Source organism: Klebsiella planticola (assembly GCF_000783935.2).
Taxonomy (GTDB): domain Bacteria; phylum Pseudomonadota; class Gammaproteobacteria; order Enterobacterales; family Enterobacteriaceae; genus Klebsiella; species Klebsiella planticola.
This window is the reverse complement of sequence record NZ_CP026047.1, coordinates 519,502-546,172: the sequence shown is the minus strand read 5'-3', so window position 1 is coordinate 546,172 and position 26,671 is coordinate 519,502. Positions and strand designations below refer to the sequence as shown.

Genomic DNA, 26,671 nt, shown 5'->3' with positions numbered 1-26,671 from the left:
GGGCGATGAGAAGTCTATTTACAGAAAGGGCGGGTAATGAGCCCCAGAGGACCGGTTGCGTACCAGCGACGGTTGCCGCGGCTGCGGGAATCGCGGCCAACGGCCTGGGTCAGACGGTCGAGAATAATCGCCAGAATGACGATCCCGACGCCGCCGACGCTCGCCAGCCCCATATCGAGGCGGCCGATCCCGCGCAGGACCATCTGACCAAGGCCGCCCACGGCGATCATCGAGGCGATCACCACCATTGACAGCGCCAGCATCAGCGTCTGGTTAACCCCGGCCATGATGGTCGGCATCGCCAGCGGGAGCTGCACTTTAAAGAGCAGCTGACGCGGGCTGGCGCCGAATGAGCGCGAAGCCTCAATCAGGTCCGCGGGCACCTGGTTAATCCCGAGGATGGTCAAACGGACGATAGGCGGCAGGGCGAAGATAATGGTCACCACCACGCCTGGAACGTTACCAATCCCGAACAGCATGACAATCGGCACCAGGTAGACGAACGCCGGCGTTGTCTGCATGGCATCCAGCAGCGGGCGGATAATTTTCGCCGCCCGTGGGCTACGCGCCAGCCAGATCCCCAGCGGCAGGCCGATCAGCATACAGAACAGCAGTGCGGTCAGGACCAGTGCCAGGGTCACCATCGCCTGCGACCAGGCGCCGATAGCGCCGATCGCAACCAGCGAGATCAGCGTTGCCACGCCCATCCCCACGCTGGAAATTTGCCAGGCGATAAGGGCAAACAGCACAATGGCAACCGGTGCCGGCATGCCTAATAACAGCTGCTGGAAAGCGCTGAGGATATAGTCCACCGGCACACGGATGCCCTGGAACAGCGGGCGGAAGTGCACCACGATCCAGTCGATACCGTGCGTTACCCAGCTGTCGAGCGGGATCAGCGTTTTATGAAACGGATCCATGATGTTGAAATGTTCCGCCTGCGGCGCCGGCGCGCTGTTTAGCCAGTCCGCACCGCCGCCATCGGTCGGTGCGGATGCCGGAGTGCCCCAGGCATCGGCAGATTGTGCAGCGCTATCCGCCGCCGGCGCGGTATCCCACGGATTAGATTGATCAGCCATTGTTTGCCCCCTCGCGATCTAAAGCCTTCAGCAGCATTCCTTTAGAAATAATGCCGATGTACTGGTGCCCTTCATCCACAACCGGAACCGCGCACGGTGCCTGGCCGACGTGGGAGAGCAGGTCGCTGAGCGACGTTTGCGCATCTACCGCCTGCGGGGATGCGAGTAACGCCGCATCAATTCCCTGACCTTCGCTCAAGGCGGATTTCAGTGAATCAATAGAGACAATACCGACAAACTTATTACCACGTTCAATCACATAACCATATTCGCGGTCTTCGTCCTGCAATAATTTCAATGCCGAACGCGGGCCGAAACCTGGCGTTTTACGAATTAAGCCTACCGGGCTTCGACGGGCAATATCTTTAGCGCTGAACACCTGGCTAATATCGACACCGCGGAAGAAGGTTTTGACATAATCATTGGCGGGATTATTCAGTATTTCATCCGGGGTACCAACCTGAATCACTTCGCCATTTTGCATGATGGCAATCCGATCGCCAATGCGCATGGCTTCATCAAGATCGTGGGAAATAAAGACCACGGTACGCTGATGTTTCGCCTGTAATTTTGTCAGCTCATCCTGCATTTCGGTACGAATTAATGGGTCAAGGGCGGAGAAGGCTTCGTCCATTAATAGGATATCAGGGTTGATGGCCAGCGCGCGGGCGAGGCCGACGCGCTGGCGCATTCCGCCGGAGAGCTCATCCGGGTAAGCATGCGCGTAATTCTCCAGGCCGACCTGACGCAGCGCCTCCAGCGCTTTCTGCTGGCGCTCCTGGGTCGACATACCCGCCAGCTCCATACCAAAGGCGGCATTGTCGAGCACGGTCATATGCGGCATCAGCGCAAATGACTGAAATACCATAGCGATCTTTTTTCTGCGCACCTCACGCAGCTCGGCTTCTGAGATTTTGGCGATATCGACGCCATCTATCAGCACCTGCCCGCGGGTGGGTTCAATCAGGCGATTGAGAAGGCGAACCATGGTGGATTTTCCTGAGCCGGAAAGCCCCATGATGACGAATATCTCGCCTTCTTCAATGGTCAGACTGGCGTCTTTTACGCCAAGCGAAAGTCCCGTTTTTTCCAGTAGTTGTTCTTTGGTAAATCCTTTTTCAATATATTTGAACGCTCGCTGTGGATGCTCGCCAAATATCTTATAGAGATTCTTAATTTCTAATTTAATTGCCATGCAATAGAGAGTTTCCTGTTATTTGTATTATGTCAATATAGTACCTGGTGGAGATAATTACCTTTTTACACCCTAACATACTCAGATTCTGTGACAACCCTCAATGTCCTATTGGCATCGAAATGAGAGGAGGGCACTGCGGCGTATTCCCCATGATAGAAGGGCTGAGCGTTGATGATCAGCAGGTAATATTTTTTACAGATGACAGGGGAATAATTGGTGAACCACGCGATTCTTGCTTAATATTCCGGCAGAATGACAGTGAAATATCATGTGGTTTTTTTTGTGTGATAAAAGTTAATAATGTGAAATAGATCACCAGGAAATCGGGCAATATTTTCCTGGTGAAAGTAAGGTTAAAAATCCCAATCGTCGTCGGCGGTTTCTTCCGTTTTGCCCATTACATACGAGGAACCGGAGCCGGAGAAAAAGTCATGATTTTCATCGGCGTTTGGCGAAAGCGCCGCCAGAATCGCCGGGTTGACCGCCGCCATCTCTGCCGGAAACAGCGCCTCGTAGCCCAGGTTCATCAGCGCTTTGTTGGCGTTGTAACACAGGAAGGCGTTCACCTCCTCAATCCAGCCGCTGTCGGCGTACAGATCCCGGGTGTAGGCCAGTTCGTTATCGTATAAATCCATCAGCAGATCGAGGGCGAAATTCTTCAGCTGTTCCCGCTCGTCGGCCGCGATGTTTTCCAGCCCCTTTTGGTACTTATAGCCGATGTAATACCCGTGCACCGCTTCATCGCGGATAATCAAGCGAATCAGGTCGGCGGTATTGGTCATTTTACCGCGGCTTGAGAAATACATCGGCAGCCAGAATCCGGAATAGAAGAGGAAGGATTCGAGAAACACGCTGGCGATTTTCTTCTTCAGCGGATTATCCGCCTGATAATACTCCAGCATCAGCCGGGCTTTGTGCTGGAGCGGTGCGTTCTCTTCGCTCCATGCATAGGCGGCATCGACATCTTTGGTCTGGCACAAGGTGGAGAAAATTGAGCTGTAGGAGCGGGCATGCACCGCCTCCATAAAGCTGATGTTGGAGAGCACCGCCTCTTCGTGTGCGGTCAGCGCATCCGCCATCAGCGCCGGCGCGCCGATGGTATTCTGAATCGTATCGAGCAGCGTCAGTCCGGTGAACACGCGAATGGTGAGCTGCTGTTCCACTGCCGTCAGCGTCTGCCAGGCGGGAATGTCGTTGGACAGCGGTACTTTCTCCGGCAGCCAGAAGTTGCTGGTCAGACGGTTCCAGACCTCCAGATCCTTATCGTCCTCAATGTTGTTCCAGTTAATAGCGCGAATACGCGTTAAATGGGTCATCCTGTTCTCCTTACAGCGCGCAGGACACGCAGCCTTCGATTTCGGTACCTTCCAGCGCCAGCTGGCGCAGACGGATGTAATACAGCGTCTTGATGCCCTTCTTCCACGCGTAGATTTGCGCCTTATTGATATCGCGGGTGGTGGCGGTATCGGGGAAAAAGAGCGTCAGCGATAGCCCCTGATCGACGTGCCGAGTGGCTTCGGCATAGGTGTCGATAATCTTTTGCGGGCCGATTTCCCAGGCATCCTGATAGAGCGCCAGATTGTCATTGGTCATAAATGGCGCGGGGTAGTAAACCCGCCCGGTTTTTCCCTCTTTACGGATCTCTATCTTTGAGACAATCGGGTGGATGCTCGAGGTCGCATGGTTGATATAGGAGATAGATCCGGTAGGCGGGATGGCCTGCAAATTACGGTTATAGATACCGTAGCGCATGACGTCATCGCGGAGCTTCAGCCACATGTCGCGGTCGGGCAGGCGGATGCCGGCGTGGGCGAAGAGCGCGCGGACTTTTGCCGTTTTCGGCTGCCAGTCACCCTGCAAATAGCGTTCGAAGTATTCGCCGCTGGCATAGCGCGATTGTTCAAATCCGGCAAAATGCTCACCGCGCTCGCGGGCTATCTGCATCGAGGTGTGCAGCGCGTGCCAGGTGACGGTATAAAAATAGAAGTTGGTAAAGTCCAGCCCTTCCGGACTGCCATAGGCGATGCCTTCCCGGGCCAGATAGCCGTGCAGGTTCATCTGGCCAAGACCGATGGCATGGGAGGCGGCATTGCCCGCCGCCACCGATGGCACCGAGCGAATGTCGCTCATGTCAGAGACCGCCGTCAGGCCGCGCACCGCCACCTCGACCGTGCGGGCAAAATCTGGCGAATCCATGGTATGAGCAATGTTCAGCGACCCCAGGTTGCAGGAGATATCCTGGCCTACGCTGGCATAATCCAGATTTTCATCAAAGGTCGACGGGGTGTTGACCTGCAAAATTTCCGAGCACAGGTTACTCATGTTAATGCGCCCGGCAATCGGGTTGGCGCGGTTGACGGTATCTTCAAACATGATGTAGGGATAGCCGGATTCGAACTGAATTTCCGCCAGCCGCTGGAACAGATCGCGGGCGCGGATCCAGCGTTTGCGGACCCGCTCGTCGGCGACCAGCTGCGCATACATCTCGCTGATGGCGATATCGCCAAACGGCTTACCGTACAGGCGCTCGACGTCATAGGGTGAGAACAGCGCCATCTGGGCGTCGTCTTTTGCCAGCTGGAAGGTAATGTCCGCGATGACGACCCCAAGCGACAGGGTTTTGATGCGAATTTTCTCGTCGGCGTTTTCCCGTTTGGTGTCCAGAAAACGCAGAATATCCGGGTGATGGGCGTGCAGGTAGACCGCCCCGGCCCCCTGGCGCGCACCAAGCTGATTGGCGTAGGAGAAAGCATCCTCGAGCATCTTCATCACCGGCACTACGCCGGAAGATTGATTTTCAATGCGCTTAATCGGGGCGCCGGCTTCACGCAGATTAGAGAGCAAAAACGCCACGCCGCCGCCGCGTTTTGACAGCTGTAATGCCGAGTTTACCGCCCGACCGATCGATTCCATATTGTCTTCGATACGCAACAGGAAGCAGGAGACCAGCTCGCCGCGCTGCTGCTTCCCGGCATTGAGGAAGGTGGGGGTCGCCGGCTGGAAGCGCCCGCTGAGGATCTCATCGGTCAACTGCCGGGCCAGGGTTTCATCCCCCTGCGCGAGGGTGAGGGCGACCATACAGGTGCGATCGGCAAAATGCTCAAGGTAGCGTTTGCCGTCAAAGGTCTTCAGCGTATAGCTGGTATAGAATTTCCAGGCGCCGAGAAAGGTCCGGAAGCGGAACGGGTCGCCGTGCGCGTGGTCAAACAGCGCCAGCACAAAACGACGATCGTAGCGTGCCAGCACGCTGGCATCGTAATAGCCTTCGGCGATCAGCCATTCCAGTTTTTCATTCTGCGTGGTGAAAGAGACGGTATGGGGCAGCACGTGCGTCGCCATAAAGGCGTCTACCGCCTGGTGGTCTTTTTCAAACGGAATACGGCCATTGCTGTCGTACAAATTCAGCATCGCGTTGAGGGCGTGGAAATCCGCCGCTCCGGTGGTTAGACGTTCTGCGGTTGTCGTTGCCAAAATTCGCTTACTCCTTTACGCACGTTATCGACATCGGTTGGGGTGCCCATCAGCTCAAAGCGATACAGATACGGTACGCCGCACTTTTGTGCGATGACGTCGCCGGCCCGACCGTAGGCGTCGCCGAAGTTACGGTTACCGGCGGCAATCACGCCGCGTATCCGCTGGCGGTTATGCGGGTCGTTTAAAAAGCGGATCGCCTGCCGGGGCACCGCGCCAGCGGTGCCGCCGCCGCCGTAGCTGGGGACAATGAGAATGTAGGGGGCGTCTACCTGGATGCGCTCCCGCTCGTTAAGCGGAATGCGCACCGCGGGCAGCCCCAGACGCTGGACGAACCGATGCGTATTTTCGGAACTGCTGGAGAAGTAGACGATCAGGCTCATGCGTTGGCCACCGGTTCGGGGCGCAGACGGTTAATCATATCCGGGCGAAAACCGGACCAGCGGGTTTCACCGGCTATCACGACCGGCAGCTGACGAAAGCCCTGTTCGCGCAGCATGTCAGCGGCGTCCGGATGATGCTCGACATTCACCATCTCGAAGGCAAATCCGCGGCTTTCCATTGCCCGCTTGGTGGCATGGCACTGGACGCAGTCATTTTTAGTGTAAATAGTAATGCGCATGATTCGTATTTCCATTTAAGATAAAGGGACGGCGCAAAAAAGTGCGACGGTCGCTATCGGTTAACTGTTCAGGAAATACTAGATGTAGTTATCTAAAAGTTCAACCACGCAATATATAGCGTTTTTAGATAAGTGATGCCCTCACCGGCCAATCCGGCGAGGGGGAGGGCGCGTGGTCTGAAATTACTGACGCATGCTGACGGCAAGGCGGTTAAAGGCGTTCATCAGGCTGATGGCGAAGGTCAAATCGCTGATCTGACGGGCGCTGAAATGTTCCAGCAGCGGCAGGTAAACGTCATCTTCTGCATGGGTGCTGGCAATATGCGTCACCGATTCCGCCCAGGCCAGCGCCGCCTGTTCCGCGGCGCTGAAATGCCCGCTTACCCGCCAGCCGGCCAGCGCATCCAGTTTAGTCTGCGCCACGCCGGATTTACGCAGCGCTTTACTGTGCATTTCCAGACAGAAAGCGCAGCCATTAATCTGTGATACCCGCAGGTAAACCAGTTCCAGCAGGGCGCCGTCCAGCTCACTTTTTTCCAGCGCAATCTTGGCCTGCACCAGCGCGTTATAGACTTCCGGACTCAGTTCGTTATAGGGCTGACGGAGTGTGCTCATGATGTTTTCCTCAATGATGAACCGCGGGGAATGGGTTCTAAGACCGCAGCAAAATAGCACTATAATGGACTGCAAAAGATAGCCATATTTTAATGAAAAAAGCAGACCATAATGGAAATCAAAAAAGTCCCCCACTATCAGCGCATTGCCAGACAGCTCAAGTCTGCGATTGAACACGGCGAACTCGCGCCCGGTAGCCGCCTGCCCGCCAGCCGGGTTTATGCCCAGGAGCTGGGCGTCTCCCGCGCAACCGTGGAGAATGCCTGGGGTGAGCTGGTGGCCCAGGGCTGGCTGGAGCGACGAGGGCAGGCGGGCACCTTTGTCAGCGAGCGTCTGAGTCCGCTGCGGGGGGAACCGGCGCGTCGCCCGACGGACATTGCGCCGACGGCGCCGCAGCCGTTTCAGTTGGGGCTGCCGGCGCTGGATCTTTTTCCCCGCGGCCTGTGGGCGCGGGTGATGGGGCGGCGACTGCGAACGCAAACGCGTTTTGACCTGGCGCCAGGCGATCCGTGCGGTGAGATGATCCTGCGTCGGGCCATTGTCGATTATCTGCGTCTTTCCCGCAGTATTGAATGCCTGCCCGAACAGGTGCTGGTGACCGGCAACTATGCTGCTTCCATGCGGCTGCTGCTCCGCACTCTGGCGCAGCCAGGTCAGCATATGTGGATGGAGGATCCTGGTTTCCCGCTGATTCGACCGGTGATAACCGGGGAAGGAGGGGTTATCGATCCGGTTCCCGTTGATGAAGAGGGGATGGATGTGGCGTGGGCGCAACGCCATTACCCCGATGCGCATTTCGCGCTTCTGACTCCCGCGCACCAGAGTCCGCTGGGCGTTGCGCTGTCGCTGTCCCGACGCAGGCAGCTGCTGGCATGGGCTGCCCGACACGACGCCTGGATTATTGAAGATGATTACGATAGCGAATTTCGCTATCGCGGGAAGCCGCTGCCGCCGCTGAAAAGTCTTGATGCCCCGCAGCGGGTGATTTACGCCGGCAGCTTCAGTAAATCGCTGTTTCCGGCATTACGCGCCGCCTGGCTGGTGGTACCGCTCCCGCAGGTCGCTGCCTTTCGCCAGCAGGCCGAATTGATGAGCTGTAGCGTACCGACGCTGTGGCAGCAGACGCTGGCTGACTTTATCCACGAAGGCCATTTCTGGCGTCATCTGAAGAAAATGCGTACCTGCTATGCGCAGCGCCGGCAGTGGCTGGAGTCCGCGCTGTTGGCGCAGGGGTTTAGCGTCGTCCCTCAGCTGGGGGGTATTCAGCTGGTTATTACGGTGAACGGTGACGATCGGGCGCTGGCTGTGAAAGCCCGACAGGCCGGACTGTCGGTACAGGCGCTGAGCGACTGGCGTATGCAAAGCCGCGGCGAAGGGGGACTGCTGGTGAGCTTTACCAATCTGACATCGATGGCGATGGCAACGGAGGCGGTGCGTCTACTCAAAGTAGCGCTGTTTTCGGCTGATAGATACAGCCGCTGACTGAGGATTCAGGTCATCCCTAAAGTAGCGATTCACGTCAATATGCGCTAAGACAACAAAAAGCCCCTGGGCCAGAGGCACACAGGGGCAGACGCGTATTTGTTATCTTCATTTATCGTTTATATTATCGACGTAAATTCAATAATACGCCAATAAATAGTCCAACTGCGGCAGCGGCCCCGACGCTCTGCCACGGTTTATCCCGCACATAGCTATCGGCACAGCCTGCGGCATCGCGAGCGGCCTGCTGCACACGGTTGTTCCCGTTCAGACGGGCACGCGTCTCTTTCAGCAGCGCCTGGGCTTTTTTCCGTGCGGCATCAGCCTCATCTTTCGCATCGCTGCCCCATGATTTCAGCACTTCTTCTAGCGTATCCGCTAATTGGCTGACATCGTTATGAATATCTTCAGCGCTTTCATCGACATTGTTGCGGTTCAGACGGTTAGCCATCGATTTCTCCCTTAATTCCATTGAGTCATTAAGTGTAGAACAAGATTTTGAATTATGCTTTTGCAGTGCCATTTCTGGAATTTTCCGAAAGCACTATCAAAGATGAATAAGGTAAGGTAAATGTGCGGTAAAAGATAAAGAGGAATGAGTATGTATTTAAGACCCGATGAGGTGGCGCGTGTTCTTGAAAAAGCCGGCTTCACCATGGATGTTGTGACGCAAAAAGCGTACGGCTATCGCCGTGGCGATAATTATGTTTATGTGAACCGCGAAGCGCGCATGGGGCGGACCGCTTTAATTATTCATCCGGCGCTAAAAGAGCGCAGTAATTCGCTGGCGGAACCCGCCTCGGATATCAAAACCTGCGATCATTATGAACAGTTTCCGTTGTATTTGGCCGGAGATGCGCAGCAGCATTATGGTATTCCACATGGCTTCAGTTCGCGCATGGCGCTTGAGCGTTTTTTGCAGGGATTATATGGCGAAGCGCAGCCGAGCCTGTCGCATAACTAACCGTATGATGACTTGTGCCGGGATGTGAAGCGGGGAAACAGACGAGCAGGCGACTGACAGCGGTCAGTCGCAGGTTGTGTTGAAACTCAGGCTTTAGCCTGCTGGTAAGCGCTGACGCGGAACAGTCGGCGGCAGTAATCGAGGAAGTAGCCGTAAACCGCCCCCATCATCATTGATACCGCAATATTTGAACTCACCGCCGCGGCAATTTGATGCCAGTCGGCACCGACGGAAAATAAAATAGCAACATACACCGGCGACTGAAATGTCACATAAGCCACAACATCGGCAATACTCTTCATCCAGGCGGAAGGGCTGAGGTGACGTGCCAGGCGCATGGCGCGGTCGCGGTAAAATCCGTACGGCACGGCAATAATAATGTTCACCGGAATCGCCACCAGGCGTGAAGATAACGACTGCTCAAAGGTCATTCCGGAGAGAAAAATTTCGATCAACATGTTCACAACGGTGCAGTAAACCACCATCGCAAAGGTGTCTGCTACCGCATGACGCAAGCGGGACTGCGCAGAGAACATCGGTGTGCTCCTCGAAAATGAAGTCTGATACGCCACAAAATGCGCTCTTCTGCAGCGTTTTGGGTTGCCTGTTTTGATGTGCGTAGATTATCTCTCTGCATCGAAAGAGACAACTAGCTGTAAATTTTTATTTAATGGCTTTTTGTCGATAAAATACTCTGCGAAAGGTAGTTTTGTCTTCTCTGCGCTACTTTTGTCCTGATGTTTTATTTTTTGTTTATTTATTAATGCCTTATGTTTTTTTTGCGGGCGGGCGTGAGGATCGCACCAGGCCACGATTGTGCCGACTACCGCCTGAAGTCAGGTTCCAGTGTGATTTTCGTCACTTTTAGAATAATTTATGCCACAAAGGCGCTTTAAATAGCATTAGATTCTGTTTTCTGTCGTTGGTGCGTATTCGTTTTTCATGCATGTTCATTCACTGGCGGGTCGTTGTGACATCCTCTATCCATCGGACATATCCCGCTAACCTGCTGACCATGCAGGTAATATACGGACTGATGATATTTTTGTGGCTTTTTTACCCTATTCAAATTATCGCTGAATTAATTCCGGGTATTGACTGGATAGCCGCTGTGGTTATTTTAAATAAAAATTTAAGATTGTGGTCTGAATATATTTATCAAACATCATTAAAGGTGGTAATAAATGGCTTCATATATTAAAGTACCCGGTGCTATTGTCTTATATGCAATTTAGGAACGTTTAATAATTTATGTCTTTAATGTTACAGAAGTTGAATAATATCCGTTCACTGCGGGCAATGTCGCGTGAATTCTCCATTGACGTACTTGAAGAAATGCTGGAAAAACTCAGGGTCGTCACTGAAGAAAAACGGTCAGAGCAGCAGTCTGCCCTGCAACAGCAGGCAGAATATCAGGAAAAAATTAATACCTGGCTGGAACTGATGATTGCCGACGGCATAACGCCTGATGAGCTGGTCACGCAGAATGCAGGCCCGTCGAAGGAGACGAAAAAACGCCAGCCGCGTCCGGCAAAATATCGGTTTACCGATTTTTCCGGTGCCCAAAAAACCTGGACCGGCCAGGGGCGTATGCCGAAGCCGATCGCCCGTGCGATTGCGGCCGGTGCGACGCTGGAAAGTTTTCTGATTTAAGCGTTAGCGAAAATGATATTCGGCAGGAGTTAAGGCTGCTGTCGGATAGCGAAAAAATAACGGTGGGGAATCCCACCGTGTGTATTAGCAAACGCCAAAATCACCTTCTTCTTTATAAGGTGTGACGTCTGCGGGCTTCAGCGTATATTTCTCACCCTGTTCATTACTGGCCTGCACGGCGACAATATGATCTTCACCGACGGCCACAATCTTGAGTTTGGGTCCGCCCATACGAGGCTGAACCAGATCACCTACTGAATACATCGTTTATCTCCTCTGGCATGGATAAATGCCGCTGTTCGCCTTCACTTTAGCGTAGCTGGATATCCGCATACAACAGGCCTGATGGCGCAGGCGTCAGCGTCGGTTCCAGGGCATGACGGCCAACAGGCGCGCCATCCCGCAAAAACCGGTGATACCGGCGAAGGTTAAGCCGGCGCCGACAAAAGCGCTGAGCAGGAAAAAGCCGCTACTGACGCTATAGCCCAGCGCCACGCCCAACAGAATGAGTACGCCCGCGGCGATTTGCACCTGGCGCATTAACGGCAGCGGCTGGGTTTTATCCTCTTTGACGGGCAATCCCGCTGCTTTCCAGGCCTGAATGCCGCCGGCCAGCAGTTTCACCTGGGCCGGAGCCGCCGCAGCCAGCAGACGAATGGCATTATTTTGTGTACGCGATCCCGCCTGACAATGAAAAATGACCGTTTCGTCCGCGGCGGTGTGCAGCGTTGCGCCGTTATTCAGGGCCGCCAGCGGCACCAGCTCGGCATCGGGGATGTGCTCGCGGGCGTATTCATCGGCATCGCGAATATCGATTAATCTGGCCCCTTGCGCGATTTGCGCCCGGGCCTCTTCAGGAGAAAGAGTGACGATAGTCATGACGGCTCCTTATGGGCAATAAATGGTCTTCAGCGTGGTAATGATTTGCTGAACCGCAGGGTGGGTGATGAAGTAGTGGATACGTTGCGCCTCGCGCTCACTGCCGATCAGGCCTTCATCGCGCATGCGCGCCAGATGCTGAGAGGTGGCCGAAGGGCTCAGACCGGTGACCCGTGCCAGTTCGCCGGCGCTGGCGCGCGGCGTCTCGCACAGCATGCACAGAATCATCAGCCGGTTCGGATTGCTCATGGCTTTCAACAGGGCGGCGGCTTCTCCGGCGCTGGACTGCAGCTGTTCTGGTGTATTCATTTATTTTAGTCTTTTCTAAATTTAGATAAGTCTAAAATAAAAAACGCCGCGGCGCCAGCGCAGAAAATGCCGTCGCGGTCAGGCCGCTTGTGTCAGCCGGATAAGCTGTTCTCTGGCCTGGGCAATGCCGGCATCGCGGCCGTGAGGCTGGATATCCAGACCTTCGGTATAGATAAATGCCACTTCGCTAATGCCCATCAGACCCAGTACCGAACGGAGGTAGGGGGTGACGGCATCGCTATCCTGCCCGCAATGTACGCCGCCGCGGGAGCTGATCACCACCGCGCGTACACCCTCGACCAACCCCTGAGGCCAGCTCTCGGTGTAGCGGAAGGTTTCGCGGGCCCTGGCGACCAGATCAAACTACAGGCGCATCCGGCACCCGCGACTCTCTCTGAACTGGCCGGACACCAGACCATCGGCTAACTGCTCGCCGGATTGCCGCAGGCGATCCGCCAGACCGGAGGCCAGCAATAAAACGAGTCACCTCTTCGCCGCGGGGTTAAGCGTAACTTAAGAGAGAGTTGCGATAATGACAGTAATATGACTGGCATGGACCCTTGCAATGAACGTACTCGAAACGGTTAACCAAAGCGCTTTTCTGGCGCTGAATGCTCAGCCGGGGACGTCGGATACCCTTCTGGCGTTGGCCCGCTTCTGCGCAAGCGGAATGATCTTTATCGTTCCGGCTATTCTGCTCGGTCTGTGGTTTTTAGGCGGTCGCCAGGGGCACCGGCAGGCGCTGTTTTGCACGCTGAATATTCTGATGGCGCTTGCGTTGGGCTATCTGTGCGGCTCGCTGTGGTTCCACCCCCGGCCGTTTATGATGCCGCTGGGCCATACCTGGATCAGTCATCCGGCGGATAACGGCTTCCCGAGCGATCACGGTCTGGTGATGTTCAGTGCGGCGTTTGCGTTGCTTTCTCTGCGTCTACGCAGCCTGGGGCTGTTTGTCCTGCTCGCATCGCTGCCGGTGGCGTGGTCACGCATTTTCCTCGGGGTCCATTTCCCGCTGGATATGGTGGGCGCAGCGGCGGTAGCGGTGGTTGCCGTCTGGGTGAGTAAAGGGGTCTGGCAGGCCTTTGGGCCGGCAATGGTGCGGATTTGCGAAGCCATCAGCCAGCGCATGTTTTCCTGGCTGCCGGCCCGTTTTACGCCGTAGCTCACGTTTAGTTTCTTGTCCGCGCGGCGCGTCGGTAGAGCGTGCTGCGCGCGACGCCCAGAGCCTGCGCCGCTTTACTGACATTACCGTTATACGTCGATAGCGTGTCGGCAATCAGCTGCGCATCGTGCTGCTGCAACCCGCGCGACGGGGCCGGAGCCGGGGCCGACTGGTACTCTGCCGGTAAATCCTCCACTTCCAGTTGTTCTCCTTCGTCGGCCAGCGCCAACAGCACCTTCATCAGGCTTTGTAGCTGGCGCACGTTGCCTGGCCAGGGAAGGGTGGAGAGGTGTGTCAGGAGCGCAGGCGAGAGCTGGACGTGTCGCGCTTCGGCACCGAGGGCTTGCCATAGCTGCTGAAGAAACGTCGGCAGTTGGGGCCACTCCCGCAGCGGTGGAATAGTGAGGGCGAATTCGCGCAGGCGATAGAGCAGGTCCTCGCGAAACGTCCCGTCGGCAACATGTTGCATCAGGTTACGGTGGGTGGCGCAAATAAGCGCAAAGCTGACCGGGGCGCTCTGGCTGGCGCCGAGCGGCGTAACCTCTTTTTCCTGTAGCACCCGCAGCAGCCGGGTTTGAAGCAGCATCGGCATATCGCCAATCTCATCGAGGAATAGCACGCCGCCGTCCGCCTCGCGAATTTTACCGATATAGCCATTCTTACTGGCGCCGGTAAAGGCGCCAGGCTGATAGCCAAACAGCTCCGATTCAATCAGCGATTCGGGTATCGCCGCGCAGTTGATCGCCACGAATTTACCGTCACGCCAGCGGCTGTGCTGATGAAGCGTGCGGCTGACAAACTCTTTGCCACATCCTGTTTCGCCCTCAATACACAGGGCAATGCCGGCATTCAGCAGACGCACCATCTTCTCTCCTTCACGCTGACTGGCGAAAGGCAGCTCAATGGCCGGCAGCGTCGGCGCCGGGGCCGGCGCTGGTACCGCAACGTGGGTGCGGGTCGGCGCGCGCAAACGGTAGTAATAGGTTTGTCGCTGCAGAGTTAGCGGCAGCGGAACATTTACCGCCGTTTGCGTCAGCTGAGGAAACAGCTGCTGAAAGGTGATATGGCCGAGTTGTCCGGGATCCAGACCCAGATCGCGCATCGCCAGGCGGTTTCCGGCGGTCAGCACGTTATCGGAAAAGACCAGCAGCAGCTCTTCAACGCTGTCGAGTTTGTGGGGTTGAGGGTGCAGGCTCATCAGCCACTGCTGCGGATGGAGACTCTGTTTTACCCACAGATATTCAATCTGCTTCGCGGCCTCTTTTACCCACGCCAGCGTGTGGGGGTGGGGGAAGTGGGCCGGGCCGGAAATATCCAGCACCCCGGCAATTTTTCCATCCGGACTCTGAACCGGCATCGCGGCGCAATAGAGATCCTGATTGCGGGTGAGGAAGTGCTGGCGGCCGTCGATTTCGCAGCTGTCGTCAATGGCCAGCGCGGTACCGATGGCGTTGGTACCGCGCCCGCTCTCGCTCCACAGATTTCCCGGAGCCAGCGCGAAGCTTTGCGCTTTCTGCATCGCGTGCAGGTTGCCGAAGGTTTGCAGCACCAGACCGCTGGCGTCAGAGAGGATCACCACCGACTGGAGATCGCTCACTTTACGCGACAGGGTGTTCACCACCGGCTGGGTTAACTGCTGTAACCGGGCATGGCTGGCCAGCGCATCCGCCAGTTCGCCGGAACCCAGGCGCGGGAAATCATCCGTCGCGGGATCCAGGCCGTACTGTTGGCTACGAAACCAGGAATCGCTGAGCAACGGGCTGGTTTTTACCTCGGGATCGAGGGTAAACGAATTGCCTTGCACGGAGCACCTCGTGGTCGGATGGCTGATGTTGCAATATTGTAGCTTTATGGTTTCTCATGTGTTGCGATTTGCGACACATAAGCAAAATTACGTTCCCATGCGATACAGGATTACGTATTAAGATATTGAATTATTTGTATATTTATTCCGTCAATAAATCTGGCATAACCTCTGCATAAGCTTCTGTGCAGCAGGCAACAGCAAAAAACCAATACCCCGCTGCGCCTCAACCCTACAGAAGGAGATTGCAATGCGTTATGCACATCCTGGCACCCCGGGCGCCTTAGTTTCATTCAAGTCCGCCTACGGTAACTATATTGACGGTCAATTTGTCGAACCACTCGGCGGCGAATACTTTATGAATACCTCCCCCGTGGACGGGAGTGACATTGCACAATTTCCCCGCTCCGATGCCAAAGATATCGACTTTGCTCTTGATGCCGCGCACCGTGCCGCGGAAGCGTGGGGGAAAACATCGGTACAGCATCGTTCCAACCTGCTGCTCCAGGTCGCCGACCGGATTCAGGAGAACCTGGAATATCTGGCGATTGCAGAAAGCTGGGACAATGGTAAACCGGTGCGCGAAACGCTGAATGCCGATCTGCCGTTGGCGGTCGATCACTTCCGCTATTTTGCCGGCTGCCTGCGCGCCCAGGAGGGGAGCACGGCGGAAATTGATGAAACCACCGTGGCCTATCACTTCCATGAACCGCTGGGCGTGGTCGGGCAAATTATTCCGTGGAACTTTCCGCTGTTGATGGCGGCGTGGAAGCTGGCGCCGGCGCTGGCGGCGGGGAACTGCGTGGTGCTCAAGCCGGCAGAGCAGACGCCGCTGAGTATCACGCTGCTGCTGGAAATTATTGGCGACCTCTTCCCGGCAGGCGTCCTCAACGTGGTGCAGGGCTTCGGTAAAGAGGCCGGTGAAGCGCTGGCAACCAGCAAACGTATTGCCAAAATCGCCTTTACCGGCTCAACGCCCGTCGGACGGCATATTCTGGCCTGTGCGGCGGAGAATATTATTCCCGCAACCGTTGAGCTGGGCGGCAAGTCGCCAAATATCTATTTTGCCGATGTGATGGACGGAGAAGAAGAGTTTATCGAGAAGGCGGTGGAGGGGCTGGTGCTGGGCTTCTTCAACCAGGGCGAAGTGTGTACCTGTCCATCGCGTGCTCTGATCCATGAATCGATCTACGAGCCGTTTATGGCGCGGGTGATGGCGAAAGTGGCCCAGATTCGGCGCGGCGATCCCTTTGACACCGACACCATGATCGGGGCGCAGGCGTCACGCCAGCAGTTCGATAAGATCCTGTCGTATATTAAGATTGCCCGCGAAGAGGGGGGGCAGATCCTGACCGGCGGAGAGCGCGCCAGTATCGCGGCTGAACTGGATAATGGTTACTACATTCAGCCAACCCTGATTAAGGGGCGCAATGATATGCGCAGCTTCCAGGAAGAGATTTTTGGCCCGGTCATCGGCGTCACCACCTTTAAAGATGAGGCAGAAGCACTGGAAATAGCCAACCAGACTCAGTTTGGGCTCGGCGCCGGCGTCTGGACCCGCGACAGCAATCTGGCGTACCGAATGGGGCGTGGGATTAAAGCCGGTCGCGTCTGGACCAACTGTTATCACGTCTACCCGGCCCATGCCGCGTTTGGCGGCTATAAACAGTCGGGCGTTGGCCGCGAAACCCATAAAATGGCCCTTGATGCCTATCAACAGACGAAAAACCTGCTGGTGAGTTACGGAACTGCGCCGCTCGGCCTGTTTTAACCGGGCGTCTCATTATCTGACTTTATCGGTCTGACAAAAACCGCGACCTTATGCTGAGGTTGCGGTTTTTTTATCGCTGATTGACGATTGGTTGATTTTTGAACTTTACTTTTTTAATAAAAAAAAAGAGGAAACCTCAGGCACCCGGACAGTTGTTATTTCGACGAACATGAAATTTATTCAATAATAACTTTCATTTGAAAATCATTTTGCCGGAAACATGATATCCTTCATTGGTTAGTGTTATTATTATTTCGGGGGTGACAAAAAGAAAATAAAACTTATTAGGAAAATTCTTAGTTTTTTGCTGAGTCCGTGGACGCCAGCACAGCGGATAATCCGGCATAAAATGATGTTTTTTTGTTAATTTTGTCAAATAGCATGTTGTTTTGTTGAGGATTGTTATTGGTGGGTTGCTTTTCTTTGTTTTTATAATTAATAACTTTCTTAATATTTGTGAAATCCACTCGATATGTAAAGTAAAACATTATTTCATTAACAAAATAAATCATTGCGTTTGATTTATTCTAAGAATAGTATTTGTTTTAATATTAAATGCCGCGAATAAATTCCCGCCTGATGAAGCGTTGCCGCCGATGCGCGTAAGCAATCAGACGGAATTTCCTGCTATGCGTTTAATATCCTGCGGATGGAACGCCAATATCATTAACAAGGAGGAGCGTCAGCAGATTGCTTCAGGCTCATTATGACCCTGTGATTAATCTGTCATAAATATATGTTTGAGATGAGATAAATAATGAAAACCCAACTTCGTATTATGGCAACTGTAGTCGGTATTCTGGTATCCGGCGTTGTCGTAGCAATGCCTTCACAACCTGCCCATTCTACATTAACCGTCAATCCGGGCGTCAGCGCCGGTACGCAAAGCACCGGTGGCCAGATCGAATTCTCCGGTTCGATTACCGATACTTCTTGTAATATCGATAGCACCAGCGCCAACCAGATTGTCGATCTGGGGAAATGGGCGAGCAGCTACTTTACGGGCGCCGGTTCTGAAACCACCAAAACCGCTTTCCATATTAAAGTGAAAGATTGCCCTGCCACCGTGACTAAAGTGTCGGTATTGTTTGATGGCACCCGCGACAGCAATAACAGTAATCTGCTGGCGGTAAATGGCGGGGCGCAGGGGGTGGCGATTAAACTGTATGAAGATGATAAAGCAACGCCAATTAACCTCGGCACAGAGTCAAAGGATCAGGCGGTGATCGCCGGGACCAGCGGCAGCAACAGTGGGACGGCGGATCTGGAGTTCTTTGCTGATTATATCTCTACCAGTGCGGTATCCGCCGGTTCGGCAAACGGCACGGCAAACTTCAATATGGTTTACAACTAAGAAATAAATGAGCAGGAGCACCTGCTCATTATTATTGAGAACTCATTCTCCTTTAGTTGTATTTCAGACCTTAGCTGATGGTTGCAATTATGAAACATATTATCGCGGCGGCGGCTGCTGCCTTTTTACTGTTATCCACAACGGTACAGGCCGGTATTGTCATGGGAGGGACCCGTGTTATTTATCAGGAAGGGAAGCGCGAGGCCTCAATTTCTGTCACCAATGCCGATGTCCATTCGCCTTATTTAGTGCAGTCATGGATAGAGAACTATGCGGAAAATGATAAAAGCAAGGTGCCTTTTATTGTAACGCCGCCGCTATTTCGCCTCGACCCAGAGCAAGAAAACGTATTGCGAATTAATTTCATCGGCGCCGACTTGCCTCATGACCGTGAATCCGTCTTTTGGCTGAATGTGAAAAGTATCTCCCCGACGCAAAAAGGCGATGCGAATAAATTACAGGTCAATATTAAATCTAAATTTAAAATTTTCTATCGGCCACATGGTCTGGCGGGCGATCCGGAGAAAGCCTGGCAGATGTTAACGTTTAAGATTGTTGGCAACCGGCTGGTGGCGCAGAACCCGACGCCATACTTTGTCTCCTTTTTTACCCTCTCGGTGGGGGGGCACGATATTGATGAACCGGGAATGATCGGACCTTTGACCCGTAAAGAGTGGCCGGTTAACGGCTCGGGGACGGTGAAATGGCGCGCCATCAATGATTTTGGCGGCATCACAGATTATACGCAGCAGTAATTGTTTCTATTTTTTCCCTCGTCGGTCAGGATATTGTGAACAAAAAGGCCCCCGTTTTCCTTCATGACTATTCCGTCATGGCTGTCCCCATCCGGGGCGCCTTAGGCGCGGCGGCGCTTCCGACGCTGCTGTTTTTTCTCTGCCAGAGCGCTACGGCGTGGGCAGACGATTACTTCGATCCTGCGGCCTTAGAGTTTGCTAACCCACAGCAAAAGATGGCGGATTTGCATTATTTTGCCAAATCGGGCGGACAGCAGCCGGGAACCTATCCGGTGACTATCTGGGTTAACAACCAGCAGGTTGCCGAGGGGCCGATCGTATTCGTCGACGATCGTGGGGTCCTGCAGCCGGAGTTGACCTCTGCGAAGCTGGCGGAATATGGGGTCAACGTTAGCGCTTTTTCCACCTTGACCCGGCTGCATGAGGGCGAAACGTTTACCCGGATTGAACAGTTTATTCCGGATGCCAGCAGCCGTTTCGATTTTGCTACACAGCGCCTGAACTTAAGTATTCCGCAGGCGGCGATGAATGTGCAAAGCCGTGGCTACGTCGATCCGGCGCGCTGGGATGATGGGATCCCGGCGGCATTTGTGAACTACAATCTGACCGGCTCACAGACTCGCCAGTCTGAAACGCAAAGCCGCTCCAGCTACCTGAATTTACGCAACGGGGCCAACCTGGGGCCGTGGCGTTTGCGTAATATTTCATCCATGCAGTATGACCAGCATTACCGCTGGCATTCGCAAAGCACCTGGCTACAGCGCGATGTGAAATCGGTCAAAAGCCTGCTGCGGATTGGTGACACCTTCACCAGCGGCGAGGTCTTCGATAGCGTGCAGTTTCGCGGCGTGCAGCTGATGTCCGATGATGAAATGCTGCCTGACAGCCAGCGCGGTTTTGCCCCGGTGATTCGCGGCATGGCGCACAGCAACGCCAAAGTGACGGTTTCGCAACACGGCTATGTTATCTACGAAACCTTTGTCTCTCCGGGGGCGTTTGCGATCAACGATCTCTACCCTACGGCGCAGAGCGGCGATCTTGAGGTCCAGGTTAAAGAGAGCGATGGGTCGGTACGCTCTTTTACCCAACCATACTCCACGGTCCCTTTTATGCTCCGCGAAGGGCGAAGCAAATTTAGCCTCAGCGCAGGGCGTTATCATTCGAGTCAGCATCAGGTCAGATCGCCGCAGTTTGTTCAGGGGACGCTATTTTATGGTTTGCCTGCGGAGTTCACTCTGTATGGCGGTACTCAGCTGGCGCAGGATTATCAGGCCTGGGCGTTGGGAATTGGCCGTGGTTTTGGCGAGCTGGGGTCGTTGGGGAGCGATGTGACCTGGGCCAATACTGCGACCCCCTCTGATCGACACTACGCCGGACATTCATTGCGCGTCCAGTATCAAAAGGATTTTGCCTCGACGGGGACCTCGTTCAGCCTCGCCAGCTATCGCTACTCCTCCGGCAGCTATTATGGCTTCAGCGAGGCTAACGCCCTGGAAAGCCAGAGCGAGCGACTGGACAACAAGCGTCAACGCGAAGAGATCTCTGTCGCGCAGTCCTTTGGCGCCGTCAGTAGCCTGGCGATTTCCGCTTATTCACAAACGTACTGGCACAGCAACAGCAATGATGAAACGGTACATCTCGGGTTCTATAGCGCCTGGAAAGGCGTGTCGTGGGGGGTAGGCTATTACTACACCCAATCCTCCGACCGGGAAAAAGCCGATCGCTCGTGGTCATTTAACCTCAACATCCCGCTGGGCGGCTGGCTGGACGAGAGCTCGGTCGGCTACAGCACCACCTCCGATAATAACGGCCACTCATCGCAGCAGGTTTCGCTGTACGGCGCGGTGCCTGGACGCGGCGATCTCGATTACTCGCTGCAGCAGGGCCATGCTAACGCCGGGCAGGGGAGCAACAGCAGCGCTGCGCTGGATTATCACGGCGGATATGGCAGCGCCCAGTTGGGTTATCGCCATGATAGCGCCAGCAACCAGCTGACCTGGGGAGCTTCGGGCTCCGTAGTGGCGCACCCGCATGGCGTCACGCTGGGGCAACCCGTCGGCGACAGTTTCGCCATCGTCCGTGCTCCAGGCGCGGCGGATGTGGCGATTGAGGACGGTACTAACGTGCATACCGACGGGCGCGGCTATGCCGTGGTACCGACCTTAACGGTATACCGCAAAAACACCATCACGCTGGATACCGAATCAATGAGCAATGACACCGACGTGGATCTACAAGGTCAAACCGTCATCCCTGGCGGCGGCGCGGTGGTACTGGCGAATTACCAGACCCATATCGGCAACCGGGTGTTGTTTACGCTGCGTAATCGCGACGGGGCGGTCCCGTTCGGCGCCAGCGTACAGCTGCGTCAGCAGGAGGACGATACGGGCGCCGCGCCGCAGGGAATGGTGGCCGATGGCGGACAGGCGTATCTCAGCGGCATCCCTCAGGAGGGCGTGCTTGAGGTGAGCTGGCTGCAAAACAATATCGCGCGGCAATGCTCGCTGCATTTCCACATTGCCGATCAACAACAGCAGAACACGGTGAAAACCGTCGCTGGCCTGTGTTCGTAAACCGAGGAGAAAGAGCGATGCATCGTGGCTTTCGCTTATTACAGTTTGTGTTCCTGCTGATCGCGGGGATGTATAGCCAACACGGTTGGGCCGAGAGCTGCGGCGGCAGCGTCGGGCAGATGACGATTAACGTGCCGAATATTCGCTATCTGCCGACGCTACGCGCCGATACGCAGATGACCAACGCGATGGCCGATAACGGCGGCGGTATTCACTTCGTCTGCGATCTACAGCTGCCGACCGCGGGCTGGAAACGCATCGTGTATCAACAGCGCGCCACCACCGGTGCGCCACGGGTGATTAACGGCCAGCATGTGTATGCCTCCGCGCTTAGCGGCATGGGCTATTCGTTGGGTTTTCAGTGCGGCGGCGGCCCGATTCACTATATTGACGGCAGCGATGCGCCTGCCGGAAGTGAATCCGTAACGGTTTGCGAGAGTTCGCAGCAGTCGACGCTGCTGGCCCAGCGGGAGGTGGTGGTGAAAGCATATATCATCTTTTATAAAACCGGCGATGTTGCGCTGGTCAGCGGCAATCACGCCAGCGTCCCGGGGCAGCCGCAGGTGGGAAATTTATATATTGAAAAACAGGACGCTGGCAACGCCTCCCACGTGGCTAGCGCGCCGGTCAGTATCGATCTCGCTGCCCTCAACGTTGATATTGGCGCCAGCGGCAGTTGTCAGGTGACCCGCGCGTCTATCGGCGTCAATCTGGGCACGGTGAATAAAGCGGAGTTCAAAGGCAAAACCAGCACCGCCGGCGCGGCGCAGACCTTTAGCATTCCGGTATATTGCAGCACGCCGACCGATATCCGGATTGGTTTTTTTGGCGTCACCGCCGACCCCAGCATCAGCGATTCCTTAGCGCTGGCCCAGGTTGACGGCGCTGCCAGCGGGGTGGGGATAAAACTGAGCTATGGTAACAATCCGGCCCCGGCGCCGCCCGCGGGAACCGGTGTGAAAATGAATGTCTCCAGTAATCTACCGGTGCTGAAACATGTTACCGCCAGCAGCGCCGCCGCTGCCGAGAGTATCAATTTTACCGCCCAGTATGTGCAGACGGGAGATGCGGTAACCCCCGGACGGGCGAATAGCCTGGCGACCTTTGCGCTCGAATATAACTAAGCGCCCTTAGTTTGCGCCGCGACTGGCAATAGTTTCCGCTTTCCAGCAGCGGGTCGCGGTCCCGTTACCAGACGGGCGCAGCGGCTGCGGTTTCTCGCAACCCGCGCCGGCGAACGGACAGCGATCGCGGAAGTAGCAGCCCTCGGGCAGATGGCGATTGCCGGGTAATTCCGTGTTGCGCGGCGCGTCGCCCAGCGCCGAGCCGATACGCGGCACCGAGTCCATCAATAGCCGGGTATAGGGATGGGCCGGGTTATCGAGGACCTGACGCGCCTCGCCCATCTCGACGATTTGCCCGAGATACATCACGGCGACGCGATCGCTCATATGGCGCACTACGGAAACGTTATGCGAAATGAGGATATAGGTCAGGTTCTGCTGTTTTTGCAGCTCGACCAGCAGGTTGAGGATCTGCGCCTGTACCGAAATATCCAGCGCCGAGGTCGGCTCATCCAGCACCATAATATCCGGCTTTGCCGACAGCGCGCGGGCAATGGCAATGCGCTGACGCTGGCCGCCGGAAAACTCGTGCGGTAAGCGGTCGAGATACTCCGGGCGGATACCTACCTGCAACGCCAGCTGCTCTGCCAGAAGACGTCGGGCCTTTTCACTGGGGCGCGATTGGATCCACACCGGCTCGGTGATGGTGCGCCAGACCGGCAGCCGTGGATCCAGTGAGGAGAGCGGGTCCTGAAACACCATCTGCATACGCCCGCTGCCGGACGCCGTCGCGCGCTCAAACTGGCCGTGAGAAGGCTTAAGCATGCCCATCAGCAGCCTGGCGAGGGTACTTTTTCCGCAGCCGGATTCGCCGACGATACCTAAGGTTTCACCGCGATACGCCGTGATATCCAGCCCGTTTAGCGCATATACCCGTTCGACGACTTTGCCGCGCCAGTTCTTGCGCGCCGGGAAGTTAAGATGAACATCGTTCAGTTGCAGCAGCCTCTCAGACATGCGTTTTCTCCCGTTGCGGGTACCAGCAGGCCGCCTGCTGCCCGGTCTGTTCTATCGGGCGGAGCATCGGCGTGATGCCGCAGCCCTCGCCGGCGGCAAAGCAGCGTTCGCGAAAGGCGCAGCCGCCCGGTAATCGCGCCAGATTCGGCACCGTGCCAGGAATCGAGCGCAGCAGCGAACGCGGCTCGCCGTTATCCGGGGCGCTGTCGAGCAGGCCAACGGAGTAGGGATGCAGAGGATGATGCAGCACCTGCTGAGTTAAACCGCTTTCAATCACCGCGCCGGCATACATGACGTACAGCCGATCGCAGACCTGTGAAACCACCGCCATATCGTGGCTGATAAACAGCACCGCGGTGCCCGTGGCCAGCGCTTTCTGTTTTAGCAGGCGCAGCACCTGGCGTTGAACGGTCACGTCCAGCGCGGTGGTCGGTTCATCGGCAATCAGCAGGTCGGGCTCGCAGGAAAAGGCGATGGCGATCATTACCCGCTGGCGCATCCCGCCGGAGAGTTCGAAGGGGTAACGTTCCATCACCCGCTGCGGATCGGCGATCTGCATATCCGCCAGCAGCGCGACCGCCCTGGCGCGCGCCTCGCGGGCAGAGAGGGGACGATGCTGACGAATAACGTCGACCATCTGCTTGCCGATCCGCCGCGTGGGATTCAGCGCGGTCATCGGCTCCTGAAAAATCATCGCCACCCGGCGGCCGCGGATATCGCGCATCTCTTTTTCCGATGCTTGCAGAATATCGTTGCCCAGCAGAGTCACCTGGCCGCTGTGAATCTGATAGCTTGCCGGCGGCAGCAGACGCATCGCCAGCATGGCGGTGACGGATTTGCCGGAGCCCGATTCACCCACCACGCCAACTATTTCGCCGCGGTCGATATGCATCGAGACCGCGTTCAGGACATGTACTTCCCCCTGGTAGACAGGGAAGCTCAAACGGACGTTGTCGATTGTCAGAACCCGATTACTCATGCGTTGCGTCCTCCGGACTTCGGATCCAGTAAATCCTGGATCCCATCCCCAAACAGATTAAACCCGACGGCGGTGATCAGGATCGCCGCCCCCGGGAAGGCGCAGTACCACCACTGATCGAGGACGTAGTTGCGCCCGTTTGCCACCATCGCCCCCCATTCGGCGGTGGGCTGCTGCGCGCCGAGGCCGATAAAGCCTAGCGTCGCCGCCATCAGAATGGCGCTGCCGATATCCAGCGATGCCTGCACCACCAGTGGCGGCAGGGCGTTGCGTAAAATATGCCAGCTGATCAGGTGCCAGCGGGAGGCGCCGAAGGTCACCGAAGCTTCGACGAAGCTGTGCTGGCGCACCACCAGCGTTTGTCCGCGCGCCAGACGGACATAAAACGGAATGCGCACAATGGCGATCGCCAGCATGGCGTTGAATAAGCTTGGGCCTAACGCGGCGGCCAGCGCCATCGTCAGCACCAGCGAAGGGATCGACAGCATGATATCCATCAGCCGCATGATCAACGCATCGCTGCGTCCGCCGAGCACGCCGGAAAGGCAGCCCAGCAGCGAGCCGCTGATCCCGGCGATCAGCACCACCGCCAGACCGGCGGCGATCGATTGCTGGCTGCCGATCAGCACCCGGCTGAACAGATCGCGACCGACCTCGTCGGTACCGAACCAGTGGGACAGCGAGGGCGCCTGCAGACGGGCGGTGAGATCGATAGCATTGGGATCGTGCGGTACCAGCCACGGTGAGAAGATCATCAGAAACAGCATGATCAACATAATGGCGCCACCGATCAGCGTCAGCGGGCTTTTGCGTACCAGCCACAGACGGCGCTTCCACGCGGTGTTGCGGCGGGTTTTTTCGATAGCGCCGGGGCGTTCCTGGGTCATCATCACTTAGTTTTCTCCCCGACCCATGCGCGGGTCTATCCATAAATAGAGCAGGTCGACGAGCAGATTGACCAGCACGTAAGCAAAGGACACCACCACGGCAAAACCCATCACTGCCGGGAAATCGAGCGCCTGAATAGAGGAGACCACGTAGGCGCCCATCCCGGGCCAGGCAAAAACGGTTTCGGTCAGCACCGCGCCGTACAGCAGATCGCCCAGCGCCAGCCCCAGCACCGTAACTGAGGGAATCAGCGCGTTAGGCAGCGCATAGCGCATCACGATGGTCCATTTAGGCAGGCCGCTGGCCAGCGCAGTGCGGATGTAATCTTCACTCAGCTGCTCCAGCATCGCGGAGCGAATTTGCCGGGCGACAATCCCCAGGTGGACAAAGGCCAGCGTGGTTGCTGGCAGAATCAGATGCTGCAGCGCGTTAAAGAACACATCGATGTTGCCTTCCAGCAGCGAATCGATCAGATAAAAGCCGGTCACGCGGGTTGGCGGGTCAAACCAGTCGTCAAGGCGCCCGCTGCCGGGCAACCAGTCCAGTTTGCCGTAAAACAGGACAATCACTCCCAGCCCCAGCCAGAACGCCGGGGTAGAGATTCCGGTCAGCGCCATCAGGCGAACCAGGTGATCGGTCCAGCGGTTGCGATACACCGCCGAAAGCACCCCCAGCGGAATGCCGACCACCAGCGCGATAAACAGGGCGCAGAAAGCCAGTTCGAGCGTGGCCGGGAAAAAGGTCTTTAAATCTTCCAGCACCGGGCGACCGGTGCGGATGGAGGTCCCCAGATCGCCGTGCAGCAGGGCGTTAACATAATGGAAAAACTGCTGCCATAACGGTAAATCCAGCCCCAGCTGCTGGCGGATATGGCGGACGATTTCGTCGCTCGCGCGATCGCCTGCCAGCAGGCGCGCCGGATCGCCGGGAATGAGGTGCGAAATAATAAAGGTGATCACGCAGACGCCGGCGACGACGAGGACCAGCCCCCAACTGCGTTGTCGAATTAAACCCCAGAAACTCATGATGACG

Annotated in this window: 26 protein-coding genes and 1 pseudogene; 9 read left to right on the top strand and 18 right to left on the bottom strand. The window is 56.0% G+C overall.

Annotated features, from left to right (window positions below; translation table 11 throughout):
- Nucleotides 1-14: 14 nt before the first annotated feature.
- The 7 genes from proW to MC50_RS02510 form a co-directional block, all read right to left on the bottom strand.
- Nucleotides 15-1,079 (bottom strand): glycine betaine/L-proline ABC transporter permease ProW, encoded by a 1,065-nt coding sequence (gene proW, locus MC50_RS02540; RefSeq protein ID WP_032691023.1) that lies wholly within the window; start codon nucleotides 1,077-1,079, stop codon nucleotides 15-17.
- Nucleotides 1,072-2,274 (bottom strand): glycine betaine/L-proline ABC transporter ATP-binding protein ProV, encoded by a 1,203-nt coding sequence (gene proV / locus MC50_RS02535; protein WP_004866784.1) that lies wholly within the window; start codon nucleotides 2,272-2,274, stop codon nucleotides 1,072-1,074. Before proV ends, proW begins: the two co-directional genes overlap by 8 nt.
- Before the next feature lie 356 nt (nucleotides 2,275-2,630).
- Nucleotides 2,631-3,593 carry a class 1b ribonucleoside-diphosphate reductase subunit beta gene (nrdF, locus tag MC50_RS02530; RefSeq protein WP_047663401.1) on the bottom strand — a complete coding sequence of 321 codons (963 nt, stop codon included), beginning with the start codon at nucleotides 3,591-3,593 and terminating at the stop codon, nucleotides 2,631-2,633.
- A 10-nt stretch (nucleotides 3,594-3,603) separates the two neighbouring features.
- On the bottom strand, nucleotides 3,604-5,748 hold the full coding sequence (gene nrdE / locus MC50_RS02525) for a class 1b ribonucleoside-diphosphate reductase subunit alpha (RefSeq protein ID WP_032698964.1): 2,145 nt from the start codon (nucleotides 5,746-5,748) through the stop codon (nucleotides 3,604-3,606).
- The gene (gene nrdI / locus MC50_RS02520; RefSeq protein WP_032691026.1) at nucleotides 5,721-6,131 is read right to left on the bottom strand and encodes a class Ib ribonucleoside-diphosphate reductase assembly flavoprotein NrdI; all 411 of its coding nucleotides are present in this window, start codon (nucleotides 6,129-6,131) and stop codon (nucleotides 5,721-5,723) included. The genes nrdE and nrdI overlap by 28 nt, the downstream gene beginning before the upstream one ends.
- Entirely contained in the window at nucleotides 6,128-6,370 is a 243-nt protein-coding gene (gene nrdH / locus MC50_RS02515; protein WP_004866773.1) for a glutaredoxin-like protein NrdH, read from the bottom strand. The genes nrdI and nrdH overlap by 4 nt, the downstream gene beginning before the upstream one ends.
- A 183-nt stretch (nucleotides 6,371-6,553) precedes the next feature.
- Nucleotides 6,554-6,985 (bottom strand): carboxymuconolactone decarboxylase family protein, encoded by a 432-nt coding sequence (locus MC50_RS02510; RefSeq protein WP_032691027.1) that lies wholly within the window; start codon nucleotides 6,983-6,985, stop codon nucleotides 6,554-6,556.
- Nucleotides 6,986-7,096: 111 nt separating this feature from the next.
- Here MC50_RS02510 and pdxR point away from each other — a divergent pair, with 111 nt between their 5' ends.
- Nucleotides 7,097-8,467 (top strand): MocR-like pyridoxine biosynthesis transcription factor PdxR, encoded by a 1,371-nt coding sequence (pdxR, locus tag MC50_RS02505; RefSeq protein WP_102990869.1) that lies wholly within the window; start codon nucleotides 7,097-7,099, stop codon nucleotides 8,465-8,467.
- A 124-nt stretch (nucleotides 8,468-8,591) separates the two neighbouring features.
- Here pdxR and MC50_RS02500 read toward each other — a convergent pair whose 3' ends face one another.
- Nucleotides 8,592-8,918 carry a DUF883 family protein gene (locus MC50_RS02500; RefSeq protein ID WP_004866763.1) on the bottom strand — a complete coding sequence of 109 codons (327 nt, stop codon included), beginning with the start codon at nucleotides 8,916-8,918 and terminating at the stop codon, nucleotides 8,592-8,594.
- 150 nt (nucleotides 8,919-9,068) lie between these two features.
- Between MC50_RS02500 and MC50_RS02495 the strand changes: the two genes are divergently transcribed.
- A complete protein-coding gene (locus MC50_RS02495; protein ID WP_032691029.1) occupies nucleotides 9,069-9,431 on the top strand; it encodes a DUF2002 family protein in 363 nt (120 codons plus the stop codon).
- A gap of 86 nt (nucleotides 9,432-9,517) precedes the next feature.
- Here MC50_RS02495 and alaE read toward each other — a convergent pair whose 3' ends face one another.
- The gene (gene alaE / locus MC50_RS02490) at nucleotides 9,518-9,967 is read right to left on the bottom strand and encodes an L-alanine exporter AlaE (protein ID WP_032691030.1); all 450 of its coding nucleotides are present in this window, start codon (nucleotides 9,965-9,967) and stop codon (nucleotides 9,518-9,520) included.
- A 715-nt stretch (nucleotides 9,968-10,682) separates the two neighbouring features.
- Here alaE and stpA point away from each other — a divergent pair.
- Nucleotides 10,683-11,084: a DNA-binding protein StpA gene (gene stpA / locus MC50_RS02480; protein ID WP_047663400.1), complete on the top strand. Its 402-nt coding sequence runs from the start codon at nucleotides 10,683-10,685 to the stop codon at nucleotides 11,082-11,084.
- An 84-nt stretch (nucleotides 11,085-11,168) separates the two neighbouring features.
- Here stpA and MC50_RS02475 read toward each other — a convergent pair whose 3' ends face one another.
- From MC50_RS02475 to MC50_RS02460, 4 genes and pseudogenes are all read right to left on the bottom strand, one after another.
- On the bottom strand, nucleotides 11,169-11,348 hold the full coding sequence (locus MC50_RS02475; RefSeq protein WP_015585895.1) for a hypothetical protein: 180 nt from the start codon (nucleotides 11,346-11,348) through the stop codon (nucleotides 11,169-11,171).
- A 93-nt stretch (nucleotides 11,349-11,441) separates the two neighbouring features.
- Complete coding sequence (locus MC50_RS02470; RefSeq protein WP_032691035.1) at nucleotides 11,442-11,963, bottom strand: rhodanese family protein; 522 nt, start codon at nucleotides 11,961-11,963, stop codon at nucleotides 11,442-11,444.
- A 9-nt stretch (nucleotides 11,964-11,972) separates the two neighbouring features.
- Nucleotides 11,973-12,272, bottom strand: coding sequence for an ArsR/SmtB family transcription factor (locus MC50_RS02465; protein WP_032696791.1), 300 nt, complete (start codon nucleotides 12,270-12,272; stop codon nucleotides 11,973-11,975).
- 78 nt (nucleotides 12,273-12,350) lie between these two features.
- Nucleotides 12,351-12,635: pseudogene (locus MC50_RS02460) on the bottom strand (NAD(P)H-dependent oxidoreductase); the annotation flags it as partial.
- A gap of 202 nt (nucleotides 12,636-12,837) precedes the next feature.
- On the opposite strand from MC50_RS02460, the gene MC50_RS02455 reads away from it, so the two are divergent.
- Nucleotides 12,838-13,434: an undecaprenyl-diphosphatase gene (locus MC50_RS02455; protein ID WP_032691038.1), complete on the top strand. Its 597-nt coding sequence runs from the start codon at nucleotides 12,838-12,840 to the stop codon at nucleotides 13,432-13,434.
- A gap of 7 nt (nucleotides 13,435-13,441) precedes the next feature.
- Here the strand turns inward: MC50_RS02455 and MC50_RS02450 are convergent, their stop codons facing one another.
- On the bottom strand, nucleotides 13,442-15,238 hold the full coding sequence (locus MC50_RS02450; RefSeq protein WP_046853535.1) for a sigma-54-dependent Fis family transcriptional regulator: 1,797 nt from the start codon (nucleotides 15,236-15,238) through the stop codon (nucleotides 13,442-13,444).
- Nucleotides 15,239-15,488: 250 nt separating this feature from the next.
- Between MC50_RS02450 and exaC the strand changes: the two genes are divergently transcribed.
- From exaC to MC50_RS02420, 5 genes are all read left to right on the top strand, one after another.
- Nucleotides 15,489-17,009, top strand: coding sequence for an acetaldehyde dehydrogenase ExaC (gene exaC / locus MC50_RS02445; protein WP_032691040.1), 1,521 nt, complete (start codon nucleotides 15,489-15,491; stop codon nucleotides 17,007-17,009).
- Nucleotides 17,010-17,766: 757 nt separating this feature from the next.
- Nucleotides 17,767-18,363, top strand: coding sequence for a fimbrial protein (locus MC50_RS02435; RefSeq protein WP_047663398.1), 597 nt, complete (start codon nucleotides 17,767-17,769; stop codon nucleotides 18,361-18,363).
- Between the two features lie 89 nt (nucleotides 18,364-18,452).
- Nucleotides 18,453-19,118, top strand: a complete 666-nt coding sequence (locus MC50_RS02430) for a fimbrial biogenesis chaperone (RefSeq protein WP_032691043.1) — start codon at nucleotides 18,453-18,455, stop codon at nucleotides 19,116-19,118.
- 77 nt (nucleotides 19,119-19,195) lie between these two features.
- Nucleotides 19,196-21,691: a fimbria/pilus outer membrane usher protein gene (locus MC50_RS02425; protein ID WP_049265105.1), complete on the top strand. Its 2,496-nt coding sequence runs from the start codon at nucleotides 19,196-19,198 to the stop codon at nucleotides 21,689-21,691.
- A 17-nt stretch (nucleotides 21,692-21,708) separates the two neighbouring features.
- Nucleotides 21,709-22,815: a fimbrial protein gene (locus MC50_RS02420; protein ID WP_032691045.1), complete on the top strand. Its 1,107-nt coding sequence runs from the start codon at nucleotides 21,709-21,711 to the stop codon at nucleotides 22,813-22,815.
- 6 nt (nucleotides 22,816-22,821) lie between these two features.
- Here MC50_RS02420 and MC50_RS02415 read toward each other — a convergent pair whose 3' ends face one another.
- The 4 genes from MC50_RS02415 to MC50_RS02400 are packed head-to-tail and all read right to left on the bottom strand — an operon-like array spanning nucleotide 22,822 to nucleotide 26,664.
- On the bottom strand, nucleotides 22,822-23,772 hold the full coding sequence (locus MC50_RS02415) for an ABC transporter ATP-binding protein (protein WP_032691046.1): 951 nt from the start codon (nucleotides 23,770-23,772) through the stop codon (nucleotides 22,822-22,824).
- Nucleotides 23,765-24,751, bottom strand: a complete 987-nt coding sequence (locus MC50_RS02410) for an ABC transporter ATP-binding protein (RefSeq protein ID WP_032691047.1) — start codon at nucleotides 24,749-24,751, stop codon at nucleotides 23,765-23,767. Before MC50_RS02410 ends, MC50_RS02415 begins: the two co-directional genes overlap by 8 nt.
- The gene (gene ddpC / locus MC50_RS02405) at nucleotides 24,748-25,644 is read right to left on the bottom strand and encodes a D,D-dipeptide ABC transporter permease (protein ID WP_032698976.1); all 897 of its coding nucleotides are present in this window, start codon (nucleotides 25,642-25,644) and stop codon (nucleotides 24,748-24,750) included. The genes MC50_RS02410 and ddpC overlap by 4 nt, the downstream gene beginning before the upstream one ends.
- A complete protein-coding gene (locus MC50_RS02400; RefSeq protein ID WP_032691048.1) occupies nucleotides 25,645-26,664 on the bottom strand; it encodes an ABC transporter permease in 1,020 nt (339 codons plus the stop codon).
- Between the last annotated feature and the right edge of the window lie 7 nt (nucleotides 26,665-26,671).